At 61.2% G+C, this 17,277-nt stretch carries 18 protein-coding genes; 9 read left to right on the forward strand and 9 right to left on the reverse strand.

The features are described 5' to 3' along the window. Positions 1 to 26 precede the first annotated feature (26 nt). Positions 27 to 308, reverse strand: a complete 282-nt coding sequence (locus ABH922_RS15210; protein ID WP_424807715.1) for a helix-turn-helix domain-containing protein — start codon at positions 306 to 308, stop codon at positions 27 to 29. A gap of 258 nt (positions 309 to 566) precedes the next feature. Between ABH922_RS15210 and ABH922_RS15215 the strand changes: the two genes are divergently transcribed. Both ABH922_RS15215 and ABH922_RS15220 read left to right on the forward strand, forming a co-directional pair. Continuing rightward, positions 567 to 1,112, forward strand: a complete 546-nt coding sequence (locus ABH922_RS15215) for a helix-turn-helix domain-containing protein (protein WP_424807716.1) — start codon at positions 567 to 569, stop codon at positions 1,110 to 1,112. A gap of 426 nt (positions 1,113 to 1,538) precedes the next feature. Next, positions 1,539 to 2,033, forward strand: a complete 495-nt coding sequence (locus ABH922_RS15220; RefSeq protein ID WP_424807717.1) for a helix-turn-helix domain-containing protein — start codon at positions 1,539 to 1,541, stop codon at positions 2,031 to 2,033. On the opposite strand, the gene ABH922_RS15225 is transcribed toward ABH922_RS15220, so the two are convergent. Continuing rightward, a complete protein-coding gene (locus ABH922_RS15225; protein ID WP_424807718.1) occupies positions 2,002 to 3,432 on the reverse strand; it encodes a recombinase family protein in 1,431 nt (476 codons plus the stop codon). The genes ABH922_RS15220 and ABH922_RS15225 overlap by 32 nt on opposite strands. A gap of 133 nt (positions 3,433 to 3,565) precedes the next feature. Between ABH922_RS15225 and ABH922_RS15230 the strand changes: the two genes are divergently transcribed. The 3 genes from ABH922_RS15230 to ABH922_RS15240 are packed head-to-tail and all read left to right on the forward strand — an operon-like array spanning position 3,566 to position 5,480. After that, positions 3,566 to 3,904: a hypothetical protein gene (locus ABH922_RS15230; protein ID WP_424807719.1), complete on the forward strand. Its 339-nt coding sequence runs from the start codon at positions 3,566 to 3,568 to the stop codon at positions 3,902 to 3,904. A 5-nt stretch (positions 3,905 to 3,909) separates the two neighbouring features. Then, entirely contained in the window at positions 3,910 to 4,200 is a 291-nt protein-coding gene (locus tag ABH922_RS15235) for a YbaB/EbfC family nucleoid-associated protein (RefSeq protein WP_424809682.1), read from the forward strand. A gap of 47 nt (positions 4,201 to 4,247) precedes the next feature. Next, positions 4,248 to 5,480: a primosomal protein gene (locus ABH922_RS15240; protein ID WP_424807720.1), complete on the forward strand. Its 1,233-nt coding sequence runs from the start codon at positions 4,248 to 4,250 to the stop codon at positions 5,478 to 5,480. 18 nt (positions 5,481 to 5,498) lie between these two features. On the opposite strand, the gene ABH922_RS15245 is transcribed toward ABH922_RS15240, so the two are convergent. The 3 genes from ABH922_RS15245 to ABH922_RS15255 are packed head-to-tail and all read right to left on the reverse strand — an operon-like array spanning position 5,499 to position 8,283. Next, positions 5,499 to 6,581, reverse strand: coding sequence for an adenosine deaminase (locus tag ABH922_RS15245; protein WP_424807721.1), 1,083 nt, complete (start codon positions 6,579 to 6,581; stop codon positions 5,499 to 5,501). Between the two features lie 9 nt (positions 6,582 to 6,590). Continuing rightward, the gene (locus tag ABH922_RS15250) at positions 6,591 to 7,886 is read right to left on the reverse strand and encodes a thymidine phosphorylase (protein WP_424807722.1); all 1,296 of its coding nucleotides are present in this window, start codon (positions 7,884 to 7,886) and stop codon (positions 6,591 to 6,593) included. Continuing rightward, a complete protein-coding gene (locus ABH922_RS15255; RefSeq protein WP_424807723.1) occupies positions 7,879 to 8,283 on the reverse strand; it encodes a cytidine deaminase in 405 nt (134 codons plus the stop codon). The genes ABH922_RS15250 and ABH922_RS15255 overlap by 8 nt, the downstream gene beginning before the upstream one ends. 242 nt (positions 8,284 to 8,525) lie before the next feature. On the opposite strand from ABH922_RS15255, the gene sdhC reads away from it, so the two are divergent. Genes sdhC through ABH922_RS15275 form a run of 4 tightly spaced genes read left to right on the forward strand, consistent with a single transcriptional unit; the run spans position 8,526 to position 11,921 of the window. Next, entirely contained in the window at positions 8,526 to 8,930 is a 405-nt protein-coding gene (gene sdhC / locus ABH922_RS15260) for a succinate dehydrogenase, cytochrome b556 subunit (protein ID WP_424807724.1), read from the forward strand. A 1-nt stretch (position 8,931) separates the two neighbouring features. After that, the gene (locus tag ABH922_RS15265) at positions 8,932 to 9,387 is read left to right on the forward strand and encodes a succinate dehydrogenase hydrophobic membrane anchor subunit (RefSeq protein ID WP_424807725.1); all 456 of its coding nucleotides are present in this window, start codon (positions 8,932 to 8,934) and stop codon (positions 9,385 to 9,387) included. Positions 9,388 to 9,402: 15 nt separating this feature from the next. Next, positions 9,403 to 11,154: a succinate dehydrogenase flavoprotein subunit gene (gene sdhA / locus ABH922_RS15270; protein ID WP_424807726.1), complete on the forward strand. Its 1,752-nt coding sequence runs from the start codon at positions 9,403 to 9,405 to the stop codon at positions 11,152 to 11,154. Further along, positions 11,154 to 11,921 (forward strand): succinate dehydrogenase iron-sulfur subunit, encoded by a 768-nt coding sequence (locus tag ABH922_RS15275; protein ID WP_424807727.1) that lies wholly within the window; start codon positions 11,154 to 11,156, stop codon positions 11,919 to 11,921. Before sdhA ends, ABH922_RS15275 begins: the two co-directional genes overlap by 1 nt. A 76-nt stretch (positions 11,922 to 11,997) precedes the next feature. Here ABH922_RS15275 and ABH922_RS15280 read toward each other — a convergent pair whose 3' ends face one another. The 4 genes from ABH922_RS15280 to ABH922_RS15295 form a co-directional block, all read right to left on the reverse strand. Then, positions 11,998 to 13,041 (reverse strand): hypothetical protein, encoded by a 1,044-nt coding sequence (locus ABH922_RS15280; protein ID WP_424807728.1) that lies wholly within the window; start codon positions 13,039 to 13,041, stop codon positions 11,998 to 12,000. Then, on the reverse strand, positions 13,038 to 14,504 hold the full coding sequence (locus ABH922_RS15285) for a hypothetical protein (protein WP_424807729.1): 1,467 nt from the start codon (positions 14,502 to 14,504) through the stop codon (positions 13,038 to 13,040). Before ABH922_RS15285 ends, ABH922_RS15280 begins: the two co-directional genes overlap by 4 nt. A 647-nt stretch (positions 14,505 to 15,151) precedes the next feature. Beyond that, positions 15,152 to 16,684, reverse strand: coding sequence for a hypothetical protein (locus tag ABH922_RS15290; RefSeq protein WP_424807730.1), 1,533 nt, complete (start codon positions 16,682 to 16,684; stop codon positions 15,152 to 15,154). A gap of 101 nt (positions 16,685 to 16,785) precedes the next feature. After that, positions 16,786 to 17,085, reverse strand: a complete 300-nt coding sequence (locus ABH922_RS15295; protein WP_424807731.1) for a hypothetical protein — start codon at positions 17,083 to 17,085, stop codon at positions 16,786 to 16,788. Between the last annotated feature and the right edge of the window lie 192 nt (positions 17,086 to 17,277).

The following is a 17,277-nucleotide window of genomic DNA, read 5'->3' on the forward strand; positions in this document are numbered from 1 at the left end:
CCTGCGACCACAGGTGGCGGCTTTTTTCATGCCGCCTGCACAGCACCTGTCGCCTTCTTGGCGACATTGTGACGCACAGTGGGGGACTTTTTGGCCAAAAAAAGAGTGCCGGGCAGAACGCCGAGCGCTTCTTCGATCAACTCCCCCACCTGCTTGGTGCAAGTGGTTCTTTCGCCCGTCGCCAACATGTGAACAAACTGCCTCGAGCACCCGACGTAGCGGGCGAGCCGGGACTGGCTGAAGTCCTTGTTGTTCATGTAGGCGACGAGTAGCTCAGGATCTCGAACCTGCATCCATACGCCTCTCATCCTTCTCCGCCGGATTGCGGTAGCCATAGTCTGCCCCTCTCGAAGTTTGTTGTCAACAACTATGCGACAAACTATCGCCTATCGGTTGACAATCTGTCAACACTTACATCCGTGTAGTTATGCAGGTCGCAGGTCAGGGCATGTTTGGAACTATCGCCTCCTAGTTGACAGAATCGTGGTCGAATAAATCGCCGCCAGGTTGACACGTCAAAATGCGGCCGCTTGTGCAATTTCCCACCGCCACGGAGGCTTTGTCTTGTGAACGAGTTCAGCCGCTTCATCCAAGAGCAGATCGACATTCGCGGGTGGAAGCCGGCAGAGCTTTCAGCGCGATCGAGCCTGTCACGGCAGCACATTTCAAAGCTGCTCAATGACAAGCGCGACCACCTAGGGCAGATGCCAGAACTGAAGACCATGGAAGGTTTGGCCACCGCATTCGAGGGCGTCTCTATTGAGACCATCCGAGACGTCGCAGCCAGAGCGCTAGGAACCGTGGCCGACAACGACAGGCAGACCGTCCTCGACCTACAGCAGGTGTCAATAGACGCACTGCTGAATGAGATCAAGCGAAGGGTTCAGGGAAATGAAGACACGCGCACGCAGGGCACGCCGAGCGATCCGACGACTGATGGAGAAGCTGGGCCTCGCGGAGCCCCCATGAATGAGATAGACCCCAGCGCAGCTATGCGGCTCGCTCGTTCTGATGGTCACCCCGACGATCCGATCGGACAGCCATTGACACCGGGTGAGACGCAGGAACTGCCACAGACACGTACGTCGTCCACCGCTCGCCGTCGCCGGTAGGCCACCAGCCGCCGGCGCGGGTGGGCTGCTCATGAAAAGCGACTTCCGCTGCACCGAGCAGTAGGGCCGACTGGCGGTCATTGCACTCGAGCCTAGGGATCACTCGAATCAGTGACCCCATTACGACCAGTGCCCCAATCTCAGCCATCAGTACGCCCCTGCGCATCCGGTAGATGATGTCCCCTTCGGGACTGCAGGGGACAATTCCGAGTGCAGCCAACTCGATATCTGTGACAGCAAGACTTGGGCAGATGAAGTCGACCCGGTCACTCATGTGCAATCTCCATCGAAAGGCCCGCGAGGGCGAAAGTCAGTTAGACGGATGTCCGTTTAGTTAGCAATGGAGTCTATTACCGTCTCTTTGGATTCGGTGATGGAATCGGGCATGCGATTGCCGTAACCAGCACCTACACATACCGTGTCGGCATGACAGCCGCGCGCCTGCATGACGGAGTAGTGACCATGGACGAGGCCAGGCGGAGGTCTTACGGCCCACAGATCAGGGCCATTCGCACCACAATTGGGTGGACCCGAGAAAAGTTATCCAGCGAATCCGACGTCCCTGTTTCGACGATTAAGGGCATCGAAAACGGGGCCGCGGGGCAGCAGGATAACCTCGAAAAAATATTCGGAACCCTCGGAGTAACCCCGTCCGATTACGGACTAATTACTCACGAGATCAGCGACATGCTCGGGGTATTCGCGCCGCTCGTTTCGCGGATTCCACCGGACAAGCTCGCGGAAACAATGGCGGTAATAATGCGGATCTTGTCCCGCGTTGGACAGGGCTTGCCTATCCCGGAGCTGGTGATCGACATGGATACTCCGATCATCGACGCGGAGCAGGTGAACGTGACCCTGGGGGAGGCGTCGATCAGTCAGGCTAACGTCACTGAATCGACCGGAGATTCGGAAAAGTGAATCCGGACCTTGGCGCGTAGTCGATATCCGCATGCGTGAACCCTCGCGTGCCCACAGTCGACCGATTGATGGTGACAGTAATCAGTGAGCGGACAGCCTCTCGTCTATCCGGAATTCCCATCAGCTCCCACTGACTTCTTGCGTCAGGGCCAGCTAGGACCGCAAGGAGTGGCGATCGCGCGGAGCTTCGGGCTAGATTCTCTGCCGCCTCGATTTTCGCCCTGGCGGACCTCTCGTACTCGGCAAGGGTTTCGAGGCTGATGCCCAAATCGAATGCCTTCCGCGCATAATCCTTGAGCTCTGCGCGCAGTTCGGCGGCCTCTTTGAATGCCATTCTGCCGTCGTCGGATGCGCTCGCGCTCATCGGCTCGAAATTCGGAGGATGTATCGCCATTTGGATAATTAGCTCCTCGACGAAATCGTCGATCTTGTCTGTTCTGCGGGCTACGCATGACGACTTTTCGCACACATATCTGGGCGTCTTCAGGGATTTCGGCCCGAAGTATCTGACTCCGCTACCGCATATGCCGCAGGTTGCTATACCGGTCAGGAGGTGTACGGGTTCGTGGCCGCGCTGGGTTGAGCGTGCCGGATCCGTGAGGATGGCAACGAGCCGTCGGTGATCGTCTTCGGTGACGATCGGTTCCCAAGTGCCTTTACCGATGATTTCCGATCCGTGGGTCCGCAGTCCTGCGTAGGTGGGTCGGATGATCATCACGCGCATGCGCTGCGCCCTCCACTCTCCTGCGGCATTCCTTTGCGTGCTAGGGGCTGGAACGCCGCGGGCGATGAAATCTCTTGTGATCGACCAGAGTGATTCGCCGTCGAGGACTCGCGTGAAGATTTCCCGCACGATGGGGGCTTCCTCTTCGTCTGGTATCCAGGCGTCGGTCTCGCCGGTTCGCATGTTGATGGATCGCCGGTAGCCGTACGGTAGGCGTCCATTCGGTCTGCCCTCAAGCGCGCCTGCGCGTTTTGCTCGAAGGACGCGCTCGCGGTTCTGTTCGGCTTCTTTTTCGGCGAGGAGCGCGTCGAGTCCGGTGCTGAATCTGTCGTCACCTCGGGATGGGTCATAGAGGCGGCCAGAGTAGGACCAGAGCACGCCGCGGGCCGCGCACAAGTCCCTGAGCTCAACAAATGCGCGCATGTCACGCTGCGCTCGGGACGCTTCCCAGGTGACTAGGACGTCACCGTCTGTGAGGATTTCCATGAGCCGCTGGTACGCGGGGCGATGCTTCCCGGAGTGTCGACTGGCGCCGATGTCGTTGTCGGTGAGGACTTCGGCGACGGGCCATTTTTCGCGTTTACAGATTGCGCGGCAGTCCGCTTCCTGCTCTGATACAGACCTACCTTTACCTGAGGGGTCGCTGGAAACTCGGGTGTAGATCACGGCGCGCATGGGGGTGAGCGTATAGGGACTGTTAATCACACTTGGACGAGGCCGGAGATCCGGTCTCTGTCAGTGCAATTCGAACTTCCAACAGCGGCATGGGCTTTCACGGCTTTTACCGCCCAACCGAATGACAGGAATCATGTCGGACGATACCCAGCAGCCAACACCGATCATCACATCGGTAGCCGCGAACAGAGCCAGGACGGTAGTAGTTCGAGCCACTGAGCAGTCGGTGCCGGTAGATCTGCGAATCGATCAAGACGAGTTGCGCTACGGCGGCGCCCGACTGGCCGCCCAGATCCTCACGCTCTGCGAGCGGGCGGGCCTCGAGGCCGGCGCCCGCCATCGGGTCGAACTCGAGGACAGCGGCGTGCCTGCTTCCGTTCTGGACCGTCTCGGGTTGGCCACAGCGGAGCAGGTCGCACGGGCGCAGGCCGTACACGACCGTTACCCCGCTACCTGGATGCGTGAGCTGTGAACGAGATGGATCGGATCCTCGACCGGGCAAAGGACCGCACCGGACGTATGCAGGACACCCTCGTTGGAATCGACGCCATTCGCGGGGTCGCCGTCAGTCCTGGCAACATCGTCACCGCCACGGTCAACGGACTCGGGACGCTGGTCGAACTGCAGATCACCGACGCGGTGACGTCCATGCAGGCACGAACCGTCGCATCGCTGACCGTCGCCACCATTCACCAGGCCGTTCAGCAGGCCGGTGTCGAGCGCGACCGCCTCATGACCTCGTTGACGAGGTCACTGCGTGATGGTTGAGCAGCCCGCACTATGCCTGCGGTACCCGGGTCGATAGGCTTCCGCCCATGGCTGGAGACATCGTCCCTATCGAAATCGGATTGACCGACGGCGACCTCGTCACATTGTGGGCGCCGCGGTGGCGGGAGGGCGACGACGAGTGGGAGGCGTTCCTCGGCCACGAGGAAGATCTGTACGGATTCTCGTCCGTCGCCGAACTCGCCGCATTCATTCGCACCGACAACGACAACGACCTGGTCGAGCATCCGGCCTGGGCCGTGGTCTCGGGTTTGTCGGCGGCCGAGCTCGAGCCTGAGGAGAACTTCTCCTTCGACTTCGTCGGGGTGCTGGAACTCGCGGCGAGCGATCCGGAGGCTGCGGTCGTCTCCGAACTCGAAGACACTCTGAACATGGCACGCAACATCGGTGAGGTCTGCGAGCTGGACCCGGTCATCCGCTTCTTCAGTGGTCACCCGGTGCTCGGTGCACTGGTCACCGGTGCCGCCACGTTCGAGGGACGTGACGGTCTCGCATTGTGGAATCAGATCGGTGCCGCGATCGCCAAGGACTGGGACGGTGTCCTCGACGCCATCGACAAGATCGTCACGTCTCCGACGGTCGACGCCGCAGCGGTTGCAGTGGCCGAGGCCGAGTTGCTGGCCGCCGCCGAGAACACTCTCGATGCCGACGACGCGGCCGAAGCAGCCCACGAAGACGAGGAGGACGAGGAAGACGAGTTCGACGAAGAAGACGAATCGTTCTGGGGCGAGGTAGGTGTCGATCCGATTCGCATCATCACCTCGGCCGATACCTACTACACCTTGCGCTGCTACATGGGCGAGGACGCTCTGTTCCTCGGCAAGGACGGTGCGATCACCGTCTTCCGCTCCGAACGCGCTCTGGCGAGATATCTCGCCGACAACCACGATCATGACCTTGCTCAGGTGAGTACGTACGACGAAATCCGGATGGCTGCGGTGGACGGGTCCCTCGACGTCGACGTTACCGACGAAAATGTCTACGTCCTGCCGGGTATCGCCGACGACCTGGCCGAGGGGCCGGAGGTCGTCGACGCCGAACAACTGGAACTTGCCGTCGAGTTGTTCACCGATGCAGCAGATTTCGCCAAGGACGATGCGACGGAGGCCGCGCTGTCGATGTCCACCGAACTCGGCTGGTACGTCTCGTATCTCCTCGATCCCGACCCGTCACGGATGGCACCGAGTGCTCCGTTCACCAAGGAATCCGAATCGTGGCGCGAACTCGAGATGGCGTTCGAAGCACGGCTTCGCCCGGAGTAGTGACGTGCTGGTCGGTGGTCAGCCGACCAGCACGGCGTATCCGGGCTTGATGACGTCGTCGATCAGGGCGAGCCGCTCGTCGAACGGGATGAAGGCGGATTTCATCGCGTTGATGGTGAAGCGTTGCAGATCCGTCCAGCCGTAACCGAACGTGTCGACGAGGGCTGCCATCTCTCGACTCATACTCGTGTCGCTCATCAATCGGTTGTCCGTGTTGACGGTGACGCGGAACCGCAGCGCTGCCAGCAGACCGAACGGGTGATCGGCGAGCCTGGACACCGCGCCGGTCTGCACGTTGGAACTCGGACACAGTTCCAACGGAATTCGCATGTCACGGACGTAGTTCGCGAGTCTTCCGAGCTTGGCGCCGTCGCCGCTCTCGACGATGTCGTCGACGATCCGCACACCGTGACCGAGCCGATCCGTACCGCAGAAGGCCACGGCCTCGTGAATCGACGGCAGCCCGAATGCCTCACCGGCGTGGATGGTGAAGTGGGCATTGGCATCACGCATGAACTCGAAGGCGTCGAGGTGGCGGCTCGGCGGATTGCCGGCTTCGGCACCGGCGATGTCGAATCCGACGACGCCGCGATCACGAAACCGTACGGCCAGCTCGGCGATCTCCCGTGATCGTGCCGCGTGACGCATCGCCGTCAACAGACAGCCGATGCGGATCTTCCGGCCCGAAGCCTCGGCTGCGGACTCCCCGGCCCGGAATCCTTCGAGGACATGCTCGACTACCTCGTCCAACGTCAACCCCCGTTCGAGGTGTTGCTCCGGAGCGAACCTGACCTCGGCGTACACCACGTTGTCGTCCGCGAGGTCTTCGGCGCACTCACGAGCTACCCGGCTCAGCCCGGCTGCCGTTTGCATGACGGCAACCGTGTGCGCGAACGTCTCGAGGTAGAGCTCGAGGCTGCCACTGTCGGCAGCGGTCCTGAACCAGCGCGCCAATTCGGGCGCTGTATGAGCAGGCAGGTCGTCGTAGCCGCATTCGGTGGCCAGTTCCAGAACGGTGGACGGACGCAGGCCGCCGTCGAGATGATCGTGGAGGAGAACTTTGGGCGCGCTGTAAATGGTGGACAACACGGGTGCGTTCATGACTCAACGCTAACGCGACTCCCCCACAACCCGCTCGACGAGCAACGGGCGCGGCGACGCGCCCGCCACGGCGTCGACAGACCACTGCCCGTCGAGTGCGCTGCGTGCCGCTGCGAACCGCTCCGGGGTGTCCGAGTGCAGGGTGAACATCGGTTGACCACGCCGGACGACGTCTCCTGGCTTGGCGTGCATCTGCACTCCGGCACCCGCCTGTACGGGTTCGCCTTGCCTTTCGCGGCCGGCGCCCAATTTCCAGGCCGCGACACCCACCGCCATCGCGTCGAGCGTGGAGAGGACGCCGTCGCGTTCGGCTGTGATCACGTCGGTGTGCCGCGCTGTGGGCAGGTCGGCGTCGGGATCTCCGCCCTGTGCGCCGATCATGGCTCGCCACCGGTCCATCGCACTGCCGTCGGCAAGTTTGTCGGCCGGATCGATGTCGTCGATTCCGGCGGCCGCCAGCATCTCCCGCGCCAGCAAGAGCGTGAGCTCCACGATGTCGGCCGGGCCGCCACCGGCTAGTACCTCCACGGACTCACGAACCTCGAGGGCATTACCTGCTGTCAGTCCGAGTGGGGTGTCCATGGACGTGATCAGGGCACTGGTCCGCACCCCCGCGTCGTTACCCAACTCGACCATGGTTCGCGCCAGCTCCCGCGCGTCGGCAATCGACTTCATGAATGCACCCGAACCCACTTTGACGTCGAGCACCAGCGCACTGGTGCCCTCGGCGATCTTCTTGCTCATGATCGAGCTCGCGATCAGGGGCACGGACTCGACGGTTCCGGTGACGTCGCGCAGTGCGTAGAGCTTCTTGTCTGCCGGGGCCAACGCGGCGCCTGCCGCACAGATGACAGCGCCCACAGCCGGGTCGGCGAGGATCTCGACCATCTCGGCAGCGGACAGCTCGGCACGCCAACCGGGGATCGCTTCGAGTTTGTCGAGGGTGCCGCCGGTATGCCCGAGGCCGCGACCGGACAACTGGGGCACCGCGACTCCGCACGCGGCGACAAGCGGTGCGAGCGGCAAAGTGATCTTGTCGCCGACACCACCGGTCGAATGCTTGTCGACGGTCGGCAACGGCAAGTCCGAAAAGTCCATCGTGGCGCCGGATTCGATCATCGCGCGCGTCCATCGACCCGTCTCGGCGCGCGTCATTCCGCGGAAGTAGACGGCCATCGCGAGTGCCGACATCTGCTCGTCGCCGATCACCGACTGGGTGAACGCCTGCACCACCCAGTCGATCTCGGTGCCGGAAAGTTCACGACCGTCACGCTTGGCAGTGATGATGGAAACGGCGTCAAACATGCCGGAGCCCTTCTGCTTGTTCCGGTCCGAACGCATCGGGCAACAGCTCACTCAACGGCCGCACCCCACTCGTGCTGTCGACAAGCATCGCACCTCCGCCGTGTTCGAGAAGAAGTTGTCTGCACCGCCCACACGGCATGAGAATCGCCCCACCGGAGTCGCAGCAACTGAAGGCCACCAACCTCCCGCCGCCGGTTGCCGCCAAGTTACCGACCAGTCCACATTCGGCGCACAAACTCAATCCGTATGAGACATTTTCCACATTGCATCCGGAGACGATTCGACCATCGTCCACCAGGGCCGCCGCACCCACCGCATACCCCGAGTATGGGGCGTATGCCTGGAGCATGACGAGTTGTGCTTTGTCTCGCAACAACTTCCAGTCGATTTCACTCATGGTGAAACATCCAATCACGACAACTGAATGGATGCAGAAAGCCACGCCGCAAACATTGGAAAGGCAAACCTTACAAAGAGTTTGATGGGTGTACGAATCCCGCATCTGATTAGTTCCCGGTTTCACATAGGTTTAGAGTCTGAGTCAAGTCGGTTCAGGATCCCGTCGAGCCCGGGCTGAGTACCTCGAAGCTCTCTGCAGGCTCGGCGCGTCCACCAATGACGTTGGAGGCACAGCACTCGATGAGTACAACGACTGAAGCCGCTCCTCAGAAGGAGCGCACGAGGTCGCTTTACCGGGGCGACCCCGGAATGTGGTCCTGGGTTCTACACCGGATCACGGGCGTCGCTACTTTCTTCTTCCTGTTCGTACACGTGCTCGACACAGCGCTGGTCCGGGTCAATCCCGACACCTACGACGCTGTCATCGACACGTACAAGAACCCCGTCGTCGGCCTCATGGAGATAGGCCTCGTCGGTGTAGTCCTCTATCACGCCCTCAACGGAATCCGCGTGATGCTCGTGGACTTCTGGTCGAAGGGCCCGAAGTACCAGCGCGTCATGCTCTGGATCATTCTGGCGATCTGGTTCCTGGCAATGATCCCGGGTGCAGGACGCATCCTCATCAACATGTTTGCGGAGCACTGACATGGCGACTACTCACGGACCCGAAGCCAAGAGCCTGGGTACCTCATACGACCGTCCTGCCAGCCTGGACAATCCGCGCTCACCGCGCGCGAAGGCTCGGAACAACTTCGAGCTGTACGCCTGGCTGTTCATGCGTTTCTCCGGCGTCGCACTGATCGTCCTGGTGCTCGGCCACATGTTCATCATGCTGATGCTCGACGGTGGAGTCCACCGACTGAACTTCGCATTCGTCGCCGGCCGCTGGTCCAGCCCGTTCTGGCAGGTCTGGGATCTGACGATGTTGTGGCTGGCACAGCTGCACGGCGGTAACGGTCTGCGCACGGTCATCGCGGACTACTCCCGCAAGGATTCCACGCGCTTCTGGCTGACCACGATCCTCGTTCTCTCGATGATCCTGATCATGGGCCTGGGCACGTACGTCATCTTCACCTTCGACCCCAATATCTCGGCGAGCTAGGGGAGCACAGACTTCATGCAGGAACATCGTTATGACGTGGTCATCGTCGGCGCCGGTGGCGCGGGCATGCGTGCGGCGATCGAAGCAGGCCCCCGTGCCCGCACCGCCGTACTGACCAAGCTCTACCCCACCCGCAGCCACACCGGCGCGGCCCAGGGCGGCATGTGCGCCGCACTGGCGAACGTGGAGGAAGACAACTGGGAGTGGCACACCTTCGACACCGTCAAGGGCGGCGACTACCTCGCCGACCAGGACGCCGTCGAGATCATGGCGAAGGAAGCCATCGACGCGGTGCTCGACCTCGAGAAGATGGGTCTGCCGTTCAACCGCACACCCGAAGGCAAGATCGACCAGCGCCGCTTCGGTGGTCACACCCGCGATCACGGTAAAGCACCCGTTCGCCGCGCGTGTTACGCAGCCGACCGCACCGGTCACATGATCCTGCAGACGCTCTACCAGAACTGCGTCAAGCACGACGTCGAGTTCTTCAACGAGTTCTATGCGCTCGACATCGCCATCACCGAGACCGAGGACGGCCCGGTTGCCACCGGCGTCATCTGCTACGAGCTCTCGACCGGCGAGCTGCACATCTTCCACGCCAAGTCGATCATCTTCGCGACCGGCGGCTCGGGACGCATGTACAAGACGACGTCCAACGCGCACACCCTCACCGGTGACGGCATGGGCATCATCTTCCGCAAGGGTCTGCCCCTCGAGGACATGGAGTTCCACCAGTTCCACCCGACCGGACTCGCCGGCCTCGGCATCTTGATCTCGGAAGCCGTCCGCGGTGAAGGTGGCATTCTCCGTAACGCCGACGGTGAGCGCTTCATGGAGCGGTACGCCCCCACCATCAAGGACCTCGCACCCCGTGACATCGTGGCTCGCTCGATGGTCCTCGAGGTTCTCGAAGGCCGCGGCGCCGGCCCCAACAAGGATTACGTCTACATCGACGTGACCCACATCCCCGAGGAAGTTCTCGACGAGAAGCTCCCGGACATCATGGAGTTCTCGCGCACCTATCTCGGCGTGGACCCCGTCAAGGAGCCGGTGCCCGTCTACCCGACGTGCCACTACGTCATGGGCGGTATTCCCACCAAGATCAACGGTGAGGTGCTGCGCAACAACGACGAAATCGTCAAGGGTCTGTACGCCGCAGGCGAATGCGCCTGCGTCTCCGTGCACGGCGCGAACCGCCTCGGCACCAATTCGCTCCTCGACATCAATGTGTTCGGCCGTCGCGCCGGCATCGCAGCCGCCGAGTACGCGAACTCCACCGACTTCGTCGACCTGCCCGAGACCCCGGCCGCCATGGTCGAGGACTGGGTCGGCGTCATCTTGTCCGATCACGGCCACGAGCGTGTCGCGGACATCCGTACCGAACTGCAGCAGTCGATGGACAACAACGCCTCGGTGTTCCGTACCGAAGAGCGCCTCACCCAGGCACTCGCCGATGTGCGTGCCCTCAAAGAGCGCTACAACCACATCACGGTCCAGGACAAGGGCAAGCGCTACAACAGCGACCTGCTCGAAGCCATCGAGCTGGGCTTCCTGCTCGAAATGGCGGAGGTCACCGTCGTCGGTGCCCTCAACCGCAAGGAATCGCGCGGCGGCCACGCCCGTGAGGACTTCCCGGACCGCAACGACGCCGAGTACATGAAGCACACGATGGCGTACAAGGAGGGTGACGGTCTGCTCTCCGACATCCGTCTGGACTACAAGCCGGTGATCCAGACCCGCTACGAGCCGATGGAGCGTAAGTACTGATGTCTGCACCCGCTGTAGATGCACCCAAACTCCCCGCTGTTCCCGAGGGGGCCGTCATGGTCACCCTCAAGATCGCGCGGATGAATCCGGAGTCCGGCGACGGCCAGCACTGGGACAGTTTCCAGGTCCCGGCACTGCCCACCGACCGTCTGCTCAACCTGCTGCTGTACGTGAAGGGTTACCTCGACGGCACCCTCACGTTCCGTCGCAGCTGCGCTCACGGTGTGTGTGGTTCGGACGCCATGCGGATCAACGGCGTGAATCGTCTGGCCTGCAAGCTGCTGATGAAGGACATGCTCCCCAAGGACGGCAAGCCGGTCACCATCACGGTCGAGCCCATCAAGGGACTGCCCGTCGAGAAGGATCTCGTCGTCGACATGGAGCCGTTCTTCGACGCGTTCCGCGCCGTCAAGCCGTTCCTCATCACCACCGGCAACGAGCCGACCCGTGAGCGCATCCAGAGCGCACACGATCGTGCCCGTTTCGACGACACCACCAAGTGCATTCTGTGCGCGTGCTGCACCACGTCGTGCCCCGTGTACTGGAGCGATGGCAGCTACTTCGGTCCCGCCGCCATCGTGAACGCGCACCGCTTCATCTTCGACAGCCGTGACGAAGGCGCTGCCGAGCGGCTGGACATCCTGAACGACAAGGAAGGCGTGTGGCGCTGCCGCACCACCTTCAACTGCACCGATGCGTGCCCTCGCGGCATCCAGGTGACCAAGGCGATCCAGGAAGTCAAGCGAGCACTGCTGTTCTCTCGCTAGCCTTCTCGGCCCTGTGCGCGGTTGCGGAGTCTTCGGACTCTTCAACCGCGCACAGGCGTTTTCACGTCATTGTCGACTACGCACCGCTGCCATCCCTGAGGTGTATTCCCAATCCTTCAAGCAGCGTTCGAACCGCTACGCCGTGCCGCGTCACCAACGGACGCGCATCGACAGAATCCTCGACCAGAGCCAGCATGCCGCGAGCCTCCGCGTAGGGCAGAGCATTGTGAAGTCGTACGGAAGTTGTGCCGGTACCTGCTACCGCGGTCAAAGTTGCGGCTGTCGGGTTCTTGTGTTGCTGGTCGAGGCCGTACATCAGACGGCGCACGTCCTGCGGGGCACATTCACGAATCCCAGCAATAGCACCTCGCGCGACCTCGACAACCGCATATATCGTCTCTCCGAACATCGTGAAGCGCGCCAGGGTTCTACCGTCAGGGTTTCCGTCCACTGACGTCCAGCGGTGCGACTGCGGCTTGTACACGGCTGCCAACTGCGGCGCATACAACTGTATTTCGCAAGCATCGTCCCACTCGTCGTTTTGGCGGCGAAGTGGCAAGGCAAGCGTACCGTCGGTCCAGTCCTGCAACGGAATTCGAGGTGCACGCATCCAGTCTTGATATCCGATGACTGGTAGCTCGAAAAGGTTCACACACCGTGCGTCACGGATGATGCGACGCGAACTGTCGACCTCGACGGCTGTTCGTGCCCCCTCATCGAACTCACGCAGCGGAATGCCGCTGATCAGTAGGAATGTCGGCGTTGGACTCGCATCGAGTCGGACGATGCACCCGCTCGCCGACAACCACTGACCTCGCTGCAGCTCTACAAGGTCACCCACGATCGCCAGCGTGTCCATCATGCGGCGGAGTTCGTTGCGCCGGGCATCGACGCCATCCTTGCGCTGCACAATCGCCAAGGCCGGTTCCATGAGTCGATCAAGCAATACCCGAGTGCCGATCGGTGCACGTCCCCCCGTCGAGGCCCAGGCCACGGCCCGGATCAGCTCGCACGTCAGTCCTTCGGGTGTTGCACCGCGGGCTACACCCAGCTCGGCCCGGAAATAGGCCGAGATACCCTCACCCGACAGAGTCGTGATTCGCGGAGCACCAGGAATCACGCGAACCTACTGTGGAATCGTTGCGCCAAACTGTGCAACCGGCGGCGCTCCTTCGACTCAGACGTTCGGCTCCAGTCCAGCACCGCGTTCACTGCAAACTCGAGATCGGGGCCTCCCATGGACGTCGAAAGCACCGGTACGAGAACACATTCCGACAATGACGCTGGGATCTTGTCGGCCTCACCGACTACTTCCAGCGCCGACGCAAACCGGCGTGCGGTGTCAAGCACACCGTCGTCGATGGGCCAGTACTCTGCGACTGCATCCTCCAACGTCTCGAGACTTGTGTCCGCATCGCGCACCGGGGGGAGGGCGCCAGTGCTCGCTTTCGCTGTCCCGAAGGGACGACACGGGACGTCGATCGCGACGGCGAACCCCCACAGATCGGGACTCACCGGCGCGGTGGTGCGACCGGCGACAGCCGTGGCAGCGACGAGAAGACTCTGGTGAGGCACGATTCGTTCCGATCCAAGAATCTGCTGCGCCGTCACCGGGACGGCGATACCTCGATCGGGAACCTGTAGCCACGGCATCAAATAGGACTCGGTTGGAGCACGATTGAATGCTTCTAGAACGAGCAATGCCGGTCCGCCTTCACGCACGGCGTCGCTCACGCCCGACAGGAGGCCCGCATGCATCCGAGTTATCCGCGGATCAGCGGCGCGGACGCCGAGAAGATCGACCGGGTGGAGAAAGTCGTGTGCCACAGGCAGTGCCGCAATTCTGCCGCCACACACAGCTGCGGCGTACGCACTCAACGCGGCTGTCGCACCGTTGCCCGTCAGAACAGGTATGAGTTCGGCAACAACAGCGGCGTGAATTCGTTGCAGGACAGTGTGATCAATTCCGGATTCTCGACCAACACTCACAAAGGACTCGTCCTGAGGCCGCGCCTCGGTCACCGGAGTCGTTCGCCAACCAGGCGACCACGCGAGCAGCGGAGACGTTGCGGCGGGGATCGCGGGCGCCTGTGTAGACGCGCCCACGCCGAGCGCCCGCAACAAGACCGACTCGGCCAGTAGGTCAGACGCATCCGCGACGAGATCTGTCACGCGATCGCTTACCGTGTTCTCCAGTGCCGCGAGTTGCCGATACGCCGAAGCCTGGGTGGACTTGAGCTCGGAGCGTAATCGATCCAACTCAGCGACGTGCCAGGCATTGTCGTGTGCAAGCGCGAGATTCTCCTCACGCATCCGGTCTAGCTGGCCTTGCTCATCTTTCAACTTCGCTTGCACTTCGTCTTTCGCTTCTGCAAAAGCGCCCGCGAGATGCTCGGTTTTACGTCGATCGAGATCTTTCCCAACCGCCGGATCCGCGAGTAAGAGGGACGATAGTTCGGCCGAATGCCTGCGAACCTCGTCGCTGTCACGGCAAATCTTCAGTGCACGAACCATGCGGTCGTATTTGTATTGACGGTCACCAATGTCGTCGCCTTCGCGCAGGGAGTCTGCTGCTTTCTGCATCAGCGCTTTTGTCGCAAGAAATTCCGGTGTGCCAAGAGCCGACTTGTCTGACACTCCAACAGCGTCCCGGACTGCTGTACGCAAGATATCTGCGTCCGGACGGCAGTCGAGAATTCCGGTAATTGGTGAAGTCGGTGCACAGAACGCCGCGCCTCCAGGAAATCGAAAAATGGCACTTTCGTTCTCGCGGTAGGGAACCTGTTCGAATCGCAGTGAGTCGGACGGAACGAGGTACATGTCGCCGTCAATCTTCGGGGTCAACGGTCCGAGTAACAGATCTCCCTTGCACCATACGTAAATGTCCTTGCCTGCGGCTACCTCGGGCCCAGCAGGAAACCTACCTGCAATCAATCGCTCGAGCGCCTCGTCGTAAGTGAAATCTGGATAATGGACGACCGGGCACAAATACTGCGGCGACCTAACCTCAAAATGATCTTCGCCACGATTATCGGCTGCCTCGAACAAAACAACCAATCCGCGATCAACCGACCAATTTTGCGTTCGCCAAGTTATCTGACCGCGCGTTGGATAATCGTTCGAGTCCACATCCACCCAACCTGCCCCAAAATCATTGTAGGCCGGGACCACCCCTGCTCTGCCCGTATCCGATATCCACTCGACTCTGCCAACTATCTGGGTTCCAGGAACTACGACCATGCGCCGATAATAGAGGAGTGATTCGGACGAATTTGATCTGGGTTGCGCCAGCGAAGGTCACTGTTATCGCCAGATAGTTCGGACGCAATCGTGTAAGCGGTCAACCAGTCCGACTGCTGCAGGGATGCTGCCGGAACTTCTCGCATGACACACGGCGCAGTGTCGAACTCCAGGCGGGCGAACCCCAGGTTTCCAGCATCGACCTCGATAATTCGGGTGTTCCCTCGAAACAGCTGAAGCCATTTCGACAGTTGTAGCGCGCCATCGTTATGGCGTGTTTCCACACGTCCATCCATGCTGTGCACAGTCGCGGTAAACGTCAATCCTGCCAGCTCCGAATGAATTTCAATCTGAGCCTCGATATCCGTCTCTTCGCTGGCATTAAACGGGGCGAGCATCCTTTCGCCATGGCGTAGAAACCAGATAGGCGTGAACGAGTCGCGATTCACAGACGACTCGGTCACAATTTCGGAATTGATTCCATCGCGTGGAACATTCGTACGTAGTCGCAGTGACCCCGATTCAATAGCAGTTACCGCAATTCCCTGCTCCGAGCCGGACCGAGCGCGCCGGGGAAGCTTGAGCGCACTTATCGTGACGTCAGATTCGGCGATAAGTATGCTCGCCGCTTCTGCTGCGGTCACGACAACTGGTTCACCCAAAAGGAATCGGGGTGTCCCGTCGCCCGCATATTCGACGGGAGGGGTAACTATGCGTGTGCGAGAGCGGCGGGTTTCGACTACGACGCCAAAGCTCGCCAGCCAGTCGATCACCGAAGAGCGCGCAACCGAGGGAAGAACTACGCGCCAAGCATGCCAAGGTCCTGCAGTAGTCGAGACAGTTCCCAACTGGAGTGGCGAGAACTCAGCGGGAGGCGCGACACCGTCGGGGCGGACCACTACGACGGAATCGCCCCAGTAAACCGACGTCATCGAATCGTATCGCCGATACGTGCCTCCGCGAAACTTCACGAAAATTACACCACCGCGCGGCAATCCCACGAGATTCCGTTGCCATCGATTCGATCGAATCGACCGAGGCCACGTTCCGATCATACGAACCGACAGCTTCTGCCGAGACGGTATGATCGTGATCCGGTTCCGTCCGGATCCAGCAGCCAAGGCGTCGGCCCGCACCTTGCGCGGTTGCTCGCCCGGCCGATTCAGCACCAAGCCATCGAAAAACAGAAGCCCATACGCGGTGTTCCGACTCTCTGCGATCGAGAGCACGTCGCACTCGATAAACATCGTCCAACCGTGATCGTCGGAATTCAGATGCAGATACAGCGGCATGCCTCCGTCTGCCAACGGGTCGCCCGCGATCCCGTACAGCGACGAGCCGGGGTGGTATAGATCGCACTGATCGCTTCCCTCACCTGGGTTGTGCGCAAAATGCGCGATCTTCGCGGGTCCTTGCCTCAGATGGACCTGGGCGCAGCAGTGTGGGCATAGATAACCGGGGTGCCGCTCGGCGTCACGCGCCGCGACGAGTCCACCATTACCCAGATCTATCGCGAGATCCACGGGCCTACAACTCCTTTGCTGCGATTCGGCCGAAACAGCACCAACACTCACCGACGCACAGCGTATGCCGAACCTCGACGCACGCCGACGAGCGCCTGCCATCAATCGCGGCGGCTCTCGTATTCTTCCGCGGTCAATGACGTGAGGTGGAATCCGCCGCATGCACCACAGGCGTATGCACGATTCTCGAGTTTTCCTCGGTACTTACCCTTTGCGCGCCGGACCCGTAGCTGTTGCGCGTTACGGAGTGCCGCCGCGGCGGCATGTTCCGTCGGCAACCGTCGTTTACCGGTCGCGCATACCGGGTCTTCGAGCTTCCAGGGTTCGCAGCCAGGCGCAGCCATCCTGTACAAGCCGTCGAGCTGCATTCGGCTGCGGGGCTTCATCCGGTGTCGAGTCATTGTCTGTCCCTCCGTGAGGTGTGACTCGATCATTGGAATGGCAGGACGCTGTTGCAACCATATGACTGATAAGAGTACTTATCAGTAGTTTGTCATACGCTCATCACTCGGTCGGATAACGTATGGCAGACGAAACCGGAAGGAGGCCAGGCGGTGCAAACCTTAACGATGCAGGGAATCGCGCAGCTCGCA

The sequence above is a fragment of the Rhodococcus sp. 27YEA15 genome, assembly GCF_049739425.1.
Classification (GTDB): Bacteria; Actinomycetota; Actinomycetes; order Mycobacteriales; family Mycobacteriaceae; genus Rhodococcus_F.

Coding starts and splice junctions, on each gene's coding strand:
- ABH922_RS15285 (WP_424807729.1), bottom strand. CDS start 14,504: ATGCAGAAAGCAGCAGACTCCCTGCGCGAAGGCGACGACATTGGTGAC.
- ABH922_RS15250 (WP_424807722.1), bottom strand. CDS start 7,886: ATGTTTGACGCCGTTTCCATCATCACTGCCAAGCGTGACGGTCGTGAA.
- ABH922_RS15225 (WP_424807718.1), bottom strand. CDS start 3,432: ATGCGCGCCGTGATCTACACCCGAGTTTCCAGCGACCCCTCAGGTAAA.
- ABH922_RS15230 (WP_424807719.1), top strand. CDS start 3,566: ATGTCGGACGATACCCAGCAGCCAACACCGATCATCACATCGGTAGCC.
- ABH922_RS15265 (WP_424807725.1), top strand. CDS start 8,932: ATGGCGACTACTCACGGACCCGAAGCCAAGAGCCTGGGTACCTCATAC.
- ABH922_RS15295 (WP_424807731.1), bottom strand. CDS start 17,085: ATGACTCGACACCGGATGAAGCCCCGCAGCCGAATGCAGCTCGACGGC.
- ABH922_RS15245 (WP_424807721.1), bottom strand. CDS start 6,581: ATGAACGCACCCGTGTTGTCCACCATTTACAGCGCGCCCAAAGTTCTC.
- sdhA (WP_424807726.1), top strand. CDS start 9,403: ATGCAGGAACATCGTTATGACGTGGTCATCGTCGGCGCCGGTGGCGCG.
- ABH922_RS15255 (WP_424807723.1), bottom strand. CDS start 8,283: ATGAGTGAAATCGACTGGAAGTTGTTGCGAGACAAAGCACAACTCGTC.
- sdhC (WP_424807724.1), top strand. CDS start 8,526: ATGAGTACAACGACTGAAGCCGCTCCTCAGAAGGAGCGCACGAGGTCG.
- ABH922_RS15275 (WP_424807727.1), top strand. CDS start 11,154: ATGTCTGCACCCGCTGTAGATGCACCCAAACTCCCCGCTGTTCCCGAG.
- ABH922_RS15240 (WP_424807720.1), top strand. CDS start 4,248: ATGGCTGGAGACATCGTCCCTATCGAAATCGGATTGACCGACGGCGAC.
- ABH922_RS15220 (WP_424807717.1), top strand. CDS start 1,539: ATGACAGCCGCGCGCCTGCATGACGGAGTAGTGACCATGGACGAGGCC.
- ABH922_RS15235 (WP_424809682.1), top strand. CDS start 3,910: ATGGATCGGATCCTCGACCGGGCAAAGGACCGCACCGGACGTATGCAG.
- ABH922_RS15210 (WP_424807715.1), bottom strand. CDS start 308: ATGAGAGGCGTATGGATGCAGGTTCGAGATCCTGAGCTACTCGTCGCC.